At 73.3% G+C, this 13,696-nt stretch carries 12 protein-coding genes; 7 read left to right on the forward strand and 5 right to left on the reverse strand.

Annotated elements, in window-relative coordinates:
• Positions 1 to 124: 124 nt before the first annotated feature.
• Positions 125 to 3,289, reverse strand: a complete 3,165-nt coding sequence (locus tag ACFVWU_RS31405) for a bifunctional cytochrome P450/NADPH--P450 reductase (protein WP_387627232.1) — start codon at positions 3,287 to 3,289, stop codon at positions 125 to 127.
• A 166-nt stretch (positions 3,290 to 3,455) separates the two neighbouring features.
• On the opposite strand from ACFVWU_RS31405, the gene ACFVWU_RS31410 reads away from it, so the two are divergent.
• Positions 3,456 to 4,136 (forward strand): LuxR C-terminal-related transcriptional regulator, encoded by a 681-nt coding sequence (locus ACFVWU_RS31410; RefSeq protein WP_387627233.1) that lies wholly within the window; start codon positions 3,456 to 3,458, stop codon positions 4,134 to 4,136.
• Between the two features lie 12 nt (positions 4,137 to 4,148).
• Here ACFVWU_RS31410 and ACFVWU_RS31415 read toward each other — a convergent pair whose 3' ends face one another.
• On the reverse strand, positions 4,149 to 4,403 hold the full coding sequence (locus ACFVWU_RS31415) for a YncE family protein (RefSeq protein ID WP_387627235.1): 255 nt from the start codon (positions 4,401 to 4,403) through the stop codon (positions 4,149 to 4,151).
• Between the two features lie 270 nt (positions 4,404 to 4,673).
• Here ACFVWU_RS31415 and ACFVWU_RS31420 point away from each other — a divergent pair, with 270 nt between their 5' ends.
• Positions 4,674 to 4,886 carry a hypothetical protein gene (locus ACFVWU_RS31420; RefSeq protein WP_387627237.1) on the forward strand — a complete coding sequence of 71 codons (213 nt, stop codon included), beginning with the start codon at positions 4,674 to 4,676 and terminating at the stop codon, positions 4,884 to 4,886.
• 219 nt (positions 4,887 to 5,105) lie between these two features.
• Complete coding sequence (locus ACFVWU_RS31425) at positions 5,106 to 5,609, forward strand: LURP-one-related/scramblase family protein (protein ID WP_387627238.1); 504 nt, start codon at positions 5,106 to 5,108, stop codon at positions 5,607 to 5,609.
• A 64-nt stretch (positions 5,610 to 5,673) separates the two neighbouring features.
• Here the strand turns inward: ACFVWU_RS31425 and ACFVWU_RS31430 are convergent, their stop codons facing one another.
• Positions 5,674 to 7,365 carry a histidine decarboxylase gene (locus ACFVWU_RS31430; protein ID WP_387627239.1) on the reverse strand — a complete coding sequence of 564 codons (1,692 nt, stop codon included), beginning with the start codon at positions 7,363 to 7,365 and terminating at the stop codon, positions 5,674 to 5,676.
• 161 nt (positions 7,366 to 7,526) lie between these two features.
• Here ACFVWU_RS31430 and ACFVWU_RS31435 point away from each other — a divergent pair, with 161 nt between their 5' ends.
• Complete coding sequence (locus ACFVWU_RS31435) at positions 7,527 to 8,018, forward strand: Lrp/AsnC family transcriptional regulator (RefSeq protein WP_387627240.1); 492 nt, start codon at positions 7,527 to 7,529, stop codon at positions 8,016 to 8,018.
• A gap of 22 nt (positions 8,019 to 8,040) precedes the next feature.
• On the opposite strand, the gene ACFVWU_RS31440 is transcribed toward ACFVWU_RS31435, so the two are convergent.
• Positions 8,041 to 8,697, reverse strand: coding sequence for a TetR/AcrR family transcriptional regulator (locus ACFVWU_RS31440; RefSeq protein ID WP_387627241.1), 657 nt, complete (start codon positions 8,695 to 8,697; stop codon positions 8,041 to 8,043).
• A gap of 92 nt (positions 8,698 to 8,789) precedes the next feature.
• Here ACFVWU_RS31440 and ACFVWU_RS31445 point away from each other — a divergent pair, with 92 nt between their 5' ends.
• The 3 genes from ACFVWU_RS31445 to lanL all read left to right on the forward strand — a co-directional run bounded on the left by ACFVWU_RS31445 (position 8,790) and on the right by lanL (position 12,330).
• Positions 8,790 to 9,425 carry an NAD(P)-dependent oxidoreductase gene (locus ACFVWU_RS31445; protein ID WP_387627243.1) on the forward strand — a complete coding sequence of 212 codons (636 nt, stop codon included), beginning with the start codon at positions 8,790 to 8,792 and terminating at the stop codon, positions 9,423 to 9,425.
• Positions 9,426 to 9,640: 215 nt separating this feature from the next.
• Positions 9,641 to 9,808 (forward strand): SflA family class IV lanthipeptide, encoded by a 168-nt coding sequence (locus ACFVWU_RS31450; protein ID WP_387627244.1) that lies wholly within the window; start codon positions 9,641 to 9,643, stop codon positions 9,806 to 9,808.
• A 2-nt stretch (positions 9,809 to 9,810) separates the two neighbouring features.
• Positions 9,811 to 12,330 carry a class IV lanthionine synthetase LanL gene (gene lanL, locus ACFVWU_RS31455; protein WP_387627245.1) on the forward strand — a complete coding sequence of 840 codons (2,520 nt, stop codon included), beginning with the start codon at positions 9,811 to 9,813 and terminating at the stop codon, positions 12,328 to 12,330.
• A 158-nt stretch (positions 12,331 to 12,488) separates the two neighbouring features.
• Here the strand turns inward: lanL and ACFVWU_RS31460 are convergent, their stop codons facing one another.
• The gene (locus ACFVWU_RS31460) at positions 12,489 to 12,995 is read right to left on the reverse strand and encodes a DUF664 domain-containing protein (protein ID WP_387627247.1); all 507 of its coding nucleotides are present in this window, start codon (positions 12,993 to 12,995) and stop codon (positions 12,489 to 12,491) included.
• Between the last annotated feature and the right edge of the window lie 701 nt (positions 12,996 to 13,696).

A 13,696-nucleotide genomic window follows, 5' to 3' on the forward strand; every position in this document is an offset into this window, starting at 1 on the left:
TTGTTTTTTGTTTGGGGGGCTTTTTTTTTTTTATATCCCCCCCCCAACCCCCCCCGGCGCCCCGCCCGGCCCCCGCCCCGGGCCCCGCCCCCCCCCCCCCCCCGGGGGGGGCGCACGACCCGTCTCAGCCCGCGTACACGTCCTCGACGTAGCGGCCGCCCTCGACCAGCTCCTGCAGCCAGTCCCGTGCCTGCTGCTCGTCCGCCCCGGGCGTGCGCTGCCGGTAGAGCGCCCGGAACGCGTCCCGCACGCCCGGCGCCATCCGGGCGCCGTCGCCGCACACGTACACCTTGGCGCCGGCCGCGAGCAGCTCCCAGACCTCCGCCGCCTCGACGGCGATGCGGTCCTGGACGTAGCGCTGCCCGTCCACCGGCCGCTCGCTGAACGCGGGCCGCATCGAGACCGCGCCGGTCCGCTGGGCCGCCTCCAGTTCGGCCCGGTGCAGGTAGTCCGCCTCCGGGTCGTCGCAGCCGAAGTACAGCAGCGCCGGGGCGAGTTCCGCCCCGCCGTCGAGGAGCGCGCACCGGTCGGCGACGGCCCCGCGGAAGGGCGCCAGGCCGGTCCCGGCCGCGATCATGATCACCGGAGTGTCGTGGCCGATCCGGAACACCTCCCGGCACGGCTGCACCCGGGCCCGCACGGTGTCCCCGACCGCCACCCGGTCGAGGTAGCCGGAGCCGGTGCCCCGGAAGGTCCCCCGGCCCGAGCGGGCCGGCGCGCTCAGCACCGAGACCATCAGGTCGACCCGGCCCGCGTCGCCGGCGGGCGAGGAGGAGATCGAGTAGTGCCGCGGCCGGATCGGCGGCAGCAGCTCCAACAGCACCGGCCAGCTCAGCCGCTCCCGCAGCGCCGGGTGGTCCTCGATCAGGTCCAGCAGGGTGCGCGGGTCGTCCGCGGGCAGCGCCCGCAGGGCGGCCTGCTCCGGCGGGCAGGGGTTGAGCCCGGCCAGCACGGCGCACTGCTCGACGGTCGGGCGGTCCTGCAACTCGACGTGGTGGGTGAGCAGTTCGCGCACCGTCAGCGGGCGGTCCACGGCCAGGCCGGTGCGCCGGTGCGCCACGACGGAGAGCACCGTGTCGAGCTCGGCGCCGAACAGCTTGGCGGCGCGCTCGACCAGCTCCGGGTCGTTGGCCGGGAGCACGGTGAGGTGGTCGGCGGTCCGGTACTCCACCCCCTCCGGCAGGGACAACCGGACCAGCCGCTTGACCCGGTGGTAGTCGGGGTCGGTCAGGCTGTCGACGGCGGTGACGGTCAGCTCGCCCATGCCGTGCCGGGCGGCCAGCGCGTCCAGCGGGCCGCCCACCAGCTCGGTCACCGTGTACGCGGCCTCCTCCTGCCGCACTGCCGGGGCGTCCGCATCCCCGTAGCGCTCCAGCAGGGCGACGCCCAGCGCCTCGGTGAACGCCCGGACGGTACCGGCCAGGTCGCCGGAGGCGTCGGCCTCGGCACGGGCGATCAGCCGGGTGCCACCGAGGGCGGCGAGCCGGTCGTCGATCAGGGCGGGGATGCGCTGGTAGGTGGCGGCGTAGGTGCGGTCGCCGATCCCGAGCACCGCGTACTCGACCCCGTCCGCGCTCCGCCCCTCCTCCTGGAGGCGGCGGACGAACACGGCCGCGTCGTCGGTCGGCTGCCCGTTGTAGGAGGCCGCGGTGATCACCACCGGCCGGTCGGTGGGCAGCCCGTCCGCGTAGGCGTCCAGCGGGGCGACCTCGGTGGCGCAGCCGAGTTCGCCGGCGACGTCCGCGAGTTGGCGCGAGAACTCCCGGCAGGCACCGTAGTTGGAGCCGTGCAGGAGCAGCAGAGCGGTGCCCTGACGGACCCGGCCGGGCAGCTCGGAGCGTTCGGCGGGGCCCGCACTCCGGACCGGCTGCGCCACCGGCGCGGGGGTGCGCGGGGCGAGGGCGAGGGTGAACCCGTCGGGCTTGATGGTGAGGGTCTGCTTGAGGGTCAGCCGGTAGTCGGTGTGGTCGATCAGCCGGTAGCGGTGGACCAGCATGGCCAGCAGCATGGTGGCCTCGTGCAGCGCGAACTGCCGCCCGATGCAGGCGCGTTCGCCGGTACCGAAGGGCTTGAAGGCGTGCGGCGAGCGCTCCTCCTCCCGCTCGGGGTCGAACCGGGACGGGTCGAACAGCTCCGGGTTGTCGCCCCAGACCGGGTCGCGGTGCAGCATCGGGGTCACCACGAAGATCGGCTGCCCGGGGCGGACCGGGATCCGCCCGCCGAGCAGGGTCTCCTCGCGCGCCTCCCGGCTGAACTGGGGCGCCGTCGGCCACAGCCGCAGCGCCTCGTTGAGCACCTGGCGGGTGCGGCGCAGCCGTCCGACGTCCTCGTACGAGGGCTCCGGGTCGGCCTGGTCGCCCCAGAGCGCGTCCACCTCCCGCTGGAGGCGCCGGAGTTCGGAGGGGTGCTTGGACAGGTAGTACAGCGCGAAGGAGAGCGCGCCCGAGGTGGTCTCGTGACCGGCGATCAGGAAGGTGATCACCTGGTTGCGGATGTTCTCGATGTCCAGCCGGGTGCCGTCGACGGGGTGCACCGCGCCCAGCATCAGCCCGAGCAGGTCCTCGGCCGGGCCCTTCTCACCGCTTTCGGCGCGGGCCGTGATCACCTCGTCCACCACCCCGGCCAGGTAGTCGGCGTCGGCGCGGAACGCGGCGTCGCGCTCGCTGTGGTCGAGCTCGGGGTCGCGGGTGAGCTTGGTCATCGCCCACTCCAGGCAGCGCACCATCGCCTCGACGAACGGGTGCAGGTCATCCCGTCCGAAGGAGCCGAAGTCGAAGCCGAACCCGGCCAGCCCGATGGTGTCCAGGGTCATCCTGGTCATGGCGTCGGGCACGTCCACCGTCAGCCCGGCGGCCGCGCGGCGGTCCCAGGAGTCGATCAGCCGGCGGGCCACCCGCAGCATCACCGGGTGGTAGGTGCGCATCGAGCCGAGCGCGAAGGCGGGCATCAGGATGTCGTGCGCCCGGGCCCAGTTGGGCTCCTCGTTGTAGGCGGTGAACAGGCCGTCGCCGGTGAACTCGCGGACGTTCTCCAGCGCCGGGCCGACGGCCTTGCGGAACCGCTCCTCGTCCGCCAGCTCCTCCACCAGCTCCAGGCTGCTGACCATCACGATGTCGCGTCCGTGCAGCCGCTGGACAAAGGCCGGGCCGTGCTCTCTGACCAGCTCGATGGTCCGCAGCACGGGGGTGGAGACCGGCGGCAGCGCGGAGATGTCCACCAGGGGGACGTTCTGGGCCCGAGCCGGCGCAGTCGGCGGAGTCGGCACGGCATCGGTCATGGTCTCGGTCATCGCTTGGCCCCTCCCAAGGAAAGTTCTCGACTCCTCCACTCTGCGCCCCCGGGACATGCGCACGGCAACGATCACTACATGATTGTGTAGTGGCAGCGGCACCCAAAGACTTGCCCACGACCCGTCAGATCTGATGCGGGCGGCTGCCGCGGGAGGAGAGCGGAGCATGCGACCGACCGACGGCTGCGGTCCGGAGCCAGGCACCCGGCTGGACGCCGCGGTGATCTGGCGCAACCGGACGCTGCGTCTGCTGGACCATGTGCCGCTGCCCATCGCCGTGGTGGCGTGGGGTGGCGGGATCCTGATCGCCAACCGCGCGATGGCGGCCGAATTCGGCATGCTGCCGGGGCAGTTGCGCAAACGCCGGATCCTGGAGTTCTTCACCCTGCGGGACAGCGCCACCCTGCAGGCGCTCGCCGAGGCCGTCCGGCTGCACCGCCGCTCGCAGTACCCGGCCCGGGTGTCCTGGCGGCCTTCCGGCGGCGGCGAGCGCCACGGCGAGATGACCGTCGACCTGGTCAGCGACACCCCGGAGCAGACCCCGAACCTGCTGCTCTCGTTGCGCGCCCTCGACGAACCCGCCGTTCGGCCCGCTCCGCCGGCACCCGACCCGAGCGCCGCGGTCAGTCCGATCGAGGCCCGCATCCTCGCCGCGGCCGCCCGGGGCGCCACCACCGCCCGGATCGCCAAGGAGATCGGGCTCACCGCGGACGGCGTCAACTACCACCTCGCCCGGCTCACCCGCCGCTGGCAACTGCCCAACCGCACCGCCCTGGTGGCCCGCGCCTACGCCCTCGGCGTCCTCTCCCCCGGTGCCTGGCCCCCGGAGGTGGCCAGGCACCGGTGACGCGCGGGCCGGTCAGAGCAGCTCGGTGTCGATCACCGACACGGCGTTCGCGTGGGTGTCGGTGACGTAGACGCGACGGCCGTCCGGGGACACTCCCACCGCCCAGGGAGCACCGCCGACGGTGACGGTCCTCGTCAGCTGGCCGGTCGCGGTGTCGATGACCACCACGGAATCCGAACCGGCGGCGTAGAAGTACCAGGGGCTGACATCGGGACTCCGACGGTCGTGGCTAGGGTGTCGGGAAGAAGAGGCTGGGGACGTCCTCACGGGCGAACACTCTCCTCACGTCGCCCGTGGTCGGATCGGACGCCGCTCCGGGCTTCGGCAGGACCACGGCCACCGCGTACGGCGCGTTGGCCTCGCCCAGGACGGACGGCCGGGCGGGACTCAGCAGATGGCTCGTCGCCGCACGGAGTTCCTTGGCGGCCCGCAGCCCCGCGACCAGGTCGAGGGAGAGCGCCGGCGAACCGCCCGCACGGCCCTCGAACGGCCCCTTCCGCCTCGCGGTCGTCCCTGTCGTGTGCTGCTGTGAAACACATGATCACTTCATCGCCGGCCCGGCTGGCCGTCCCGCTCACCGCCGCCGTCCTCGTCCTCGCCGGTTCCGCGCCCGCCTGGGCGCTCCCGCACGACGTCACCGCCGAACAGTGCCAGGCGGCCGGCGGCACCGTGCAGGGCGGCGGCTACTGCGTGGGCGCCGTCGGTGAGGACGAGTGGGGGGCGGACATCGACGGGCAGGGCATCGCCTAGCTCCGCGGCCCCCCGCTCCACGTCCCCCGCTCCGCATCCCCCCACTCCACATCCCCCCGTTCCACGTCACCCGGCTCCACGTCACCGTGGTGTAGGGGGAATGTCGCAGACCGGTAAAAGCAGCACCCCCTGCCCCTCCCCCTCGCTGACCAGCCGCTACGCTCTGGGCCGCGCCGGGCCGCAGGGCCGGCGGAGACGATCTACCACGGGGGAACCGCTGTGCGTTACCTGGTCCGCGACCGCATGTTCGCCTTCCACGAGGAGGCCTGGATCGAGACGGAGCACCGGGAGAAGCTCTACCGCGTCAACCGGAAGTTCTTCCGGCTGCGCCGCACCTTCGCCCTGGTCGACACCCGCGGCGAGCACGTCGCGAGCATTGTCCGCAAGGCCTTCACGATCCACCACACCCTGCTGATCAAGCAGGACGGCCAGCCGGCCGCCAAGATCAGCAAGAAGATGTTCACGCTCCTCGGCGACCGCTTCAAGGTCCGCCTCCAGGACGGCCGCCGGCTGAAGGTCAACGGCAACCTCTGGGACCGCGAGTTCGACATCCAGCACGAGGGCACCACCCTGGCCCACATATCCCGCCGCTGGTTCACCGTCCGCGACGCCTACGCCGTGGACGTCCTCAGCCAGCAGGACGCGCTCCTGCTGGTCATCCTCGCGATCTGCGTCGACCACGTCCTCCAGGACGCCAAGGGCGACCAGCTCACCAACCTCTGAGCGCCGGAGGCCCCCCGGCCACCGGCCAGGGGGCTTCAGTCGGCCAGGGGGCTCCGACAGCCGCCTACCGTCCCAGGATCGCCGGGTCCTCGGCGAGTTCGGCCAGCAGGGCGTCGAGCTTGGCCCGGTCGACCGAGGGCATCACGAAGACGTGCACGTAGCTGCGCCGGGTGGCCTCGTCGCCCGGGACCATCAGCACGTCCTGCGAGGACAGCGACCACTTGGCCACCAGCTCGGGGCTCGGCTTGCGGAACCGCACGGTGACGGCGCCCGGGGTGCGGGCCGGCCAGAGCTCGACGCCGAGCTCCCGCTCCATGGCGACCAGGCGCCGCTCCAGGTAGGCGGCCAGCTCCTGGGCCTCACGGATCCGGTCCACCTGGTCCTGGTAGGAGTAGCGGGACAGGTGGTCCCAGAGGATCAGCGGCGAGAAGCCGTTGCGGGAGCCGGCGAAGGTGGTGTCCGGCGCGCCGATGTAGTCCGGCTGGGACGGCGGCGAGATCTGGTACTTCACCTTGGTCATGTAGATGCCGCACGGCCACGGCGCACCGGCCCACTTGTGCCCGCTCATCGCGATCGAGGAGACCATGTCGACCTCACCGTGCTCGGCGGTGGGCAGCCGCAGGCCGAAGTCGAACTCGGGCAGCTCCACCTCCGGGGTCCAGCCGTACTTCCCCGACTCCTCCGCGGCCAGCCGCAGGAACGGCGCGTAGCCGGCGCCGAGCGCGCCGTCCACATGGATCCAGAAGCCGCGGCGCAGGTCGACCAGCGGTTCCCCGGTCTTCGGGTCGGTGCCGTAGACCACCTCGCGCCGAACCAGGCCGTACCGCTCGAAGATCGGCAGCAGCCGCTCGCAGACCTCGCGGACGTTGTCGTGGGCGCCCTTGAAGGTGCTGCCGAGGTTGAGGTTGACGAAGATCGGGTGGCCCTTGGCGGCGAAGAACTCGACCAGCGCGGCGAGGGCGTCGACGTCTATCTCCCCGGGGCCGTCCCAGGGCAGCCCGGACGGGCCCGGGCGGGACGGGACCTCGGTGGGCCAGCTGCGCAGGCCGGTCACCGGGTCGGTCAGCGGGCACTCGTCGGCGTACTTCTCCAGGCCGACGGCGTGGAAGGTCTCCACGCCCAGGACGGCGACGGCCTTGGCGAAGGAGTAGTGGGTGTCCTCGGAGTAGAAGGCCACCGGGTGGTGGGCGTTCGGGTTCCGTCGGTCGGGGTCGGCCTTGACGTAGCGCACGGCGTCGAAGGGGGCTGCCGGCGGCTGGATCAGCGCCTTGCCGCTCAGGTAGTCGCGGGCGTTCCAGAGGGCGTACATGTTGCCCTCGGTCGAGCCCATGGACAGCATGTAGCCCCAGTAGGACTCCGGGTCGGCCGGGTCGTGCGGGCGCTCGGCGTGCCAGAGCTTGGCGTAGTAGTCGAGGACGGCCCGCTCGACCACCTTGGTGTTGGGCTTGTAGCCGCCGCTCTGGAACGGGTCGCCGAGGTTGTTGATGTTGTTCGGCATGAACCGGGCCAGGTCCAGCGCGGTGCCCTGCATGTCCTGGGTGGCCTGGTAGCCGACCAGGTGCTTGCGCTTGCGCGTCAGGTACTCGTCCACGGTGTCGAGCGCGCGCAGCCGCTGCGCGTCGTCCAGGCCGCCCGCAGGGAGCGCGAAGTCGCGGCCGTCCAGCTCCGGGCCGGGGTCGACGGTGGTCGGGGCTGCCGTCGGGACTGCGCTCGGGGCTGCGGTCGGCGCGAGGGCGGCGGACGCGGTCGGGCTCATGGGCGGGGCACTCCGGGGGTTGCTGCCGACGGCGACGGACGATCGTCGCCAGCGGCAAGGATGGAACTTTCCAGGCCCGTGGGGAAGCTCCTCCGAAGAACATTCGGCCCAGCCCGGATCAGGTTTGCGAATCTGCGGAACGGGCTGGAATCCTGGCAGGCATGCCGAACAATCCGCAGGCCCGGCGAGCGCCCCTCGACGACGTGGACCGGGCGATCATCCGCGCCCTGGCCGACAACGCCCGCCTCCCGAACAACGCCCTGGCGGCGGCCGTCGGCATCGCCCCGTCCACCTGCCTGGCCCGTGTCCGCGCGCTCCAGGAGCGCGGCATCATCCGCGCCTTCCGCGCCGAACTCGACCCCGCCGCGATCGGGCTGCCGCTCCAGGCGATGATCTCGGTGCGGCTACGTGCCCACACCCGCGAGCAGAACGAGAGCTTCCGCGGCACCGCCCCCGACCTGCCCGGCGTCCTGGCGGTCTTCCACATGGCCGGCTCCGACGACTACCTGCTCCACGTCGGCGTCGCGAGCCCCGAGGCGCTGCGCGACTTCGTGGTCGACCACCTCACCACCCACCCGGCGGTCGCCCAGACCCGGACCAACCTGATCTTCGAACAAATACCGGGCCGTCGCTACCTCGCCCCCGGGCACTGACCGCTCGGACCGCCTCGCGGGCTCAGGCCTCCGGCGCCTCGATGCCGCCGAGCAGGGCCTGGACGGTCGCGCTCGCGAACTCCGCCGGCGCGACGGGCCGCAGGGCCTCGGCGGGGCCCTCGCCGGCGTAGAAGACCTCCAGGAAGGCGCGGTGGAAGCAGGCGCCGATCAGCAGCATCGCGGCGGCGTCCGGGTCGACGGCGGCCGAGACCCGCCCCAGCCGCTGTTCGGCGCGCAGGTAGTCAGCCAGGTGTGAACTGACGTGGTGTGGACCGGCGTTGTCGAGCTTGCGGCGGTGCGCGGCGAGCAGCTCGGGGCTGGCGAGCAGCCCGCCGGCCATCGGGAACGACTGCCGGTAGAACGGCACGGCGACCGCGACCACCGCCTCCAGGTGCTCGCGCACCGTGCCCGCCCCGGCCCGGTCGGGCAGTTCGGCGACGGCGGCGGCCAGCCGCGGGGCGCGTTCGCGCAGCACGCGGACGAAGATCTCCTCCTTGTCCCGGAAGTGCTTGTACAGCGCCGCCTCCGAGCAGCCGGCCTCCCGGGCGATCTCCTTGGTGGTGGCCCGGACCAGCCCCACCGTGCCGATCAGCCGGGCGGCGGCGTCCAGCACCCGCGCCCGGGTCAGCGCACCCCCGGTCAGCGGCTCGGTTCCCTGCTGCGTCCCCTCGTTCGTCATGGGCAGCAGCCTACCTTGACAGGTGGGTGAGTGCTCACTCACCATCGGGGAAAGGAAGGAAGTGGGCACTCACCCACCCCCTGGGAGGGGTCATGAAACTCGCTGTTCTGGGCGCCACCGGCGGCATCGGCCGCCACCTGGTCGCCCTGGCCCTCGCCGACGGGCACCACGTCACGGCCGCGGTCCGCGACCCGGCCCGACTGCCCGTCCACCACGACCGCCTGACCGTGGTCAGGGCCGATGCCCTCGACCCCGCGTCGCTGGAACCGGTGATCGAGGGCGCGGACGCCGTCCTCTCCGGCATCGGCCAGGCCGGCCGCACCGACCCCCTCAAGCCCGCCTCGACCTCCGCCCGCGCGGCGGCCACCGCCATGGCGGCCGTCGGGGTGCGCCGCATCCTCGTGGTCAGCGCCGCACCGCTCAACCGCTCCGGGGCCGGGCAGCCCCTCCTCGCCGCGAAGGTGTTCGGCCCCCTGCTCTGGGCCGCCCTCCGGGAGGTGTACACCGACCTGGAGGCGATGGAGCGCGTGCTGCGCGAGAGCGACCTGGACTGGACGGCCGTCCGGCCCCCGCGGCTGACCAACCGGCCCGGCCGGGGCCACTACCGGCACGCCGTCGAATCCGGACCTGCCGGCTCCACCGTCCCCCGATCCGACGTCGCGCGGGCCATGCTGGACCTGGTCACCGACCCGGCGAGCTTCCGGCACGCGGTCGGCGTCAGCTCCTGACCCCGGCGGCGGCCTGCCGCCGGAGGCGATTCCACGATTCCTCCACGGATGTGTCCGGCAAGTGGAGTTGATGCGTCCTGCCCCCTTGTCAGGCGCACCGTTCCTCCCTACCTTCGTGGACCAGGAACCCGGCCCCATCGGGCCCACCGGTTCGCGGCGGCCGCGATCCGCGCCGTCGCCATCGCCCAAGGCACGACCAGACCTGGAGGCGCCACATGCCCGTTTCCCTGACCGACGAGATCCGCGATGCCGGCCCCCTGGTGGTCGATGACGAGGCCATCGTGTTCGAGGACGACGACCGCGGCGACCACGAGGCCACGGCCTGCCTGGCCGACCCGTGGGTGACGGCCACCACCCGCTTCGCCTGCGACTTCAACTCCTGACGGTGACCGGTTCCATCGCCGGCCGCAGCGGATGGTCCGATGACACCTGGTCGTACCTGAACGATCCGCGGATGCCGGCGATGGAACACGGCTGGAAGCTGCACGTCTCCGCCCGCCCCGGCGAACTCGACGCCGCGCTCGGCCTCGTCCTGCCGGTGCTGGCACGCCATGTCTGCCACGCGAAGTGGGCCAGGGATCCGGAGACCCTAAGGACACTCAACTCCGGTGTATCCAGCGCCGGTTCGGTCGGCAAGGCGATCACGGTCTACCCGGCGCCCGGCACCGTCGTCGCACTCGCCCAGGAACTCGTCGCCGTACTGAGCGGCCGGGAGGGTCCGCAGATCGTCAGTGACCGGCGGGTCGACCCCGACTCCCCCGTCTACTACCGGTACGGGCCCTTCAGCGGCGACTACCGGACCGGCCGGAGCGGGCGGCTCGAATCCGTCATGACGGGCCCGGACGGACGGCTCTTCGACGGACTGGCCGGCGCCTCCTACCGGTGCCCGCCCTGGGCCGAGGACCCCTTCGAGCAGCGGGACCGCCCGCACGGCGACGCCGGGCTCGGCGGTGGGCGCTACCGGGTCACCGGCGGCATCGCCCGCAAGCCGCAGGGCAACGTCTACCGGGCGCTCGACCGGACCAGCGGCCTACCGGTGGTCGTCAAACAGGCCCGGGCCTTCGTGGCCGAGGACGAGTCCGGGGCGGACACCCGCGACCGGCTGCGCAACGAGCACGCCGTCCTCGGCGCGCTCCACGGCCTCCGCGGGGCGCCGCGCGCACTCGACTACTTCCGGCACCGCACGGACGAGTACCTGGTGATGACCAGCTGCGGCGACCGGGATCTGCGGCGGGTCGTCCAGCGGAACGGCCCGTACCGGGACGACGCGCTCTCCGAGCTGGCCGCGGGGCTGCTCCGCGTCCTGGACGGCATCCACCGCCGGGGCGTGGTGGTCCGCGATCTGAAGCCCGACAACGTCGTGCTCGACGCCTCGGGACGCTGCCATCTGATCGACTTCGGGATCAGCGCGCTGAACGGGGCCGGCCCGGACGGCTCGACGCCCGGCTACAGCGGCCCGGTTCGGCGCGCGGTCGGCGCGGCCGAGCCCGCCGACGACTACTACGCCCTGGGCGCGACGCTGTGCTTCGCCGCCACCGGCATGGATCCGGTGATCGTCGACGCCGACACCGCCGTCAACCGGGACCGCACGCTGGCTGGGCTGGCCTGGGCGCTGCCCGGCGACGAGCACCGTCAATTCCGGGAATTCATCAGCGAGTTGATGAGCCTCGACCCGGCGGTGCGAACCGCCGGCGCCGAGCGGCTGCGCACCGGGGCGCCCGCCGTCGCCCGCACGCCCGCACGGCTCCGCTTCGACGACGGGCTGCTCGAGGAGATCATCGGGCACACCACCGCGTTCTGCGTCGAGGAGGCCCGCCGGATCGCCGACCCCGCGGCCGCCGCACGCGCCGCCGTCCCGACGCCGATCGACGCCTACGGCGGCAGCTCCGGGCTCGGCCTGGAACTGCTCCACCACCTGCACCGGCCCGGGGTGCGCGTCGCCGTCGAAGCGCTGGCGCACTGGACGGCGGGCCAGTCCAGGAAGCTGTCACCGGGCTTCTACTCGGGCCGTACCGGCGTCGAGCTGTTCCTCACCGAGGCGCACGGCGCGTCGGCGGCGCGCCCGGCGGCGTTGCCGACCCTACCGACGCCCCCGGCCCTGCCGGCCTCAGGGCCGGACGGCGGACCGCCGGAGGCGGATCTGATCGAGGGCGTCGCCGGGATCGGCATCGGCCGGCTGCTGCTCGCCCGGTCCGCCGGTGCGGGCGGCCACCACGCACTCGCCGACCGGCACCTCGCCGTGGCCGCCGAGTGCGACCGGATGCTGGCCTCCGGCACGGCCCGGCTGACGCCCGCGGGCACCGACACGGTCGGCAGCGCCGCCCTGAGCGAGGGGCTGGCGCACGGCGCGGCGGGCGTCGCGTACTTCCTGCTCGAATACGGCAGCACGACCGGCGATCCCGCCGCGCTCCGCCGGGCCCGGCAGGCCGCCGCCCGGCTCGCCGCGCTCACCCCGGGCATCCTCGCGGCGGCGAGCGCCCCGGGAGCGACCCGCCGCTACGGTTCGTGGTGCCGGGGCCTGGCCGGAATCGGGGCGGTGCTCGTCCGGGCCGCCGACCGCCTGGGCGAACCCGGGTACCTCGCCCTCGCCCAGCGGGCCGCGCGTGGCTGCGCCGAGCTGGCACCCCGGATGCCGCTGGTCACCCAGTGCTGCGGGCTGTCCGGGGTCGGCGAGCTGCTGGTGGACGTGGCCACGGCGTCCGGGTCCGAGGAGTTCTGGGAGGCCGCCGAGACCGTCGCGGCGATCATCCTGAGCCGCAGCGGCGGCACCCCCGCCCGTCCGGTGTTCCCGGACACCGGCCTCACTCGCTCCAGCGCCACCTGGGCCGGTGGCTCGGCCGGGGTGCTCGCCTTCTTCCGGCGGCTGCACGACCGGGGCGGGCGGCGGCTCGGCCTCATCGACTGACGTACGCTGTCGTCCGGCGCCCTCGACGCCGCCGCCGCGGGGCGCAGCCGCCGTCCCCGGCAAGGAGCAGCGGAGCCACCGGAGCGGAGCCGGGCCCGGGCCCCTCCAGCTGTCGGGCGGGCCATCACGCACCCTGCCTCGCCTTGGGTCACGGGCCGTCAGCGCCGGGCCAGCAGGCCTCGTACGTAGGCCGCCTGGCCGACGTGCTGGAGGTCGTCAGCGATCACACTGATCAGACGCACCCCCAGGGTGACCGGAGGCTGCCACGACTCGTCGACGATCCGGTCGAGGGATCGGTTGTCGAGGCCGCGTACGTAGTCGACGGTCCGTGCGTGGACGGCCTCGTGGTAGCCCACGAGGAGGTCGGCGGTGGCGGTGACCTTGGCGACCTGCGCGGGTCGGTGCCCGTAGCCGGTGGACGAAGCGGCGAACGGCAGAGCGAACCGGCCCGCCCAGCCGTCGGCGGTCCACACCTGTTCACGGTCGGCCGCGTCGGCGAGGTGGTCGTCCTGCACCCGGGTGAGGTGCCAGACCAGCCAGGCGATCGAGTTGGCCGAGTCCTGCACCCGGAAAGCCAGCTGCTCGGGGGTCAGGCCGTCGACCACGTCGGCGACCGTTTCACGGATCCGGTCGAACGCGTCCACGAGAAGATCGGTGCTGGTCACACCGGCCACAGTCGCCTCCCGGTCGAGTACCCCGCCCCACCGGCGGCGTGGCGGGTCACGCGCCGCCCCGACGATTGTGTCCCGCCCGTGGAGCACCGGCCACCCGGGCCGGACGCGCCGTCGCCCGGGCAGCCTCCGGGGCGGGGGCCGAGCTGTCCGGTCAATGATCTTGCGACCGGGGCGGGCGGGGTCCGGGATCAGGCAGGGCCGCTGTGGGCGTTCGGTGCCGTCCCCCCTCCACCCTGTCCACAGCCCGGCGGTGTCGGTGCTGGCGCGGCTGCCCCGGCAAGCCGATCATGGCCCTGGCGTGGTCGGGACCACCCCGGGTGGGGACGGCCGACCAAAGCACCACCCGATGGCATGCGGTGGAACCCCTGGCTTCGCCCACCGCGGGCCGTCCCGCTTCGCCCGTGTCGTCCACACCAGAAGGACCCCTCCATGACCGTCTCCCGGACACTCCCCGCCGACCGCCGCGGCTCGGCACTCCGTTGCGCGAGCGTGGCCCTCGCGCTCGGTGTCGCCGTCACACTGACCGGTGCAGGCCCCGCCCCAAGGGCATGGGCCGACGACGGCCCGTTCCCCGTACCGGTGACAGCCGGCCAGGCCTGAGGTTCCCCCGAGGTGCGGAAGGTTGCCCGAGATGGCCTGATGGGTCATGAGAAGGGAGCCTTTGTGATGGCTGCTCAGATGAAGTACCCGCC

Source organism: Kitasatospora sp. NPDC058190, from assembly GCF_042883685.1.
Taxonomy (GTDB): domain Bacteria; phylum Actinomycetota; class Actinomycetes; order Streptomycetales; family Streptomycetaceae; genus Kitasatospora.

Bases quoted from the DNA above. Each gene is read 5' to 3' on its own strand.
- ACFVWU_RS31450 (WP_387627244.1), top strand. From the start codon at position 9,641: ATGCCCGTTTCCCTGACCGACGAGATCCGCGATGCCGGCCCCCTGGTG.
- ACFVWU_RS31440 (WP_387627241.1), bottom strand. From the start codon at position 8,697: ATGACGAACGAGGGGACGCAGCAGGGAACCGAGCCGCTGACCGGGGGT.
- ACFVWU_RS31430 (WP_387627239.1), bottom strand. From the start codon at position 7,365: ATGAGCCCGACCGCGTCCGCCGCCCTCGCGCCGACCGCAGCCCCGAGC.
- ACFVWU_RS31420 (WP_387627237.1), top strand. From the start codon at position 4,674: ATGATCACTTCATCGCCGGCCCGGCTGGCCGTCCCGCTCACCGCCGCC.
- ACFVWU_RS31445 (WP_387627243.1), top strand. From the start codon at position 8,790: ATGAAACTCGCTGTTCTGGGCGCCACCGGCGGCATCGGCCGCCACCTG.
- ACFVWU_RS31435 (WP_387627240.1), top strand. From the start codon at position 7,527: ATGCCGAACAATCCGCAGGCCCGGCGAGCGCCCCTCGACGACGTGGAC.
- ACFVWU_RS31410 (WP_387627233.1), top strand. From the start codon at position 3,456: ATGCGACCGACCGACGGCTGCGGTCCGGAGCCAGGCACCCGGCTGGAC.
- ACFVWU_RS31405 (WP_387627232.1), bottom strand. From the start codon at position 3,289: ATGACCGAGACCATGACCGATGCCGTGCCGACTCCGCCGACTGCGCCG.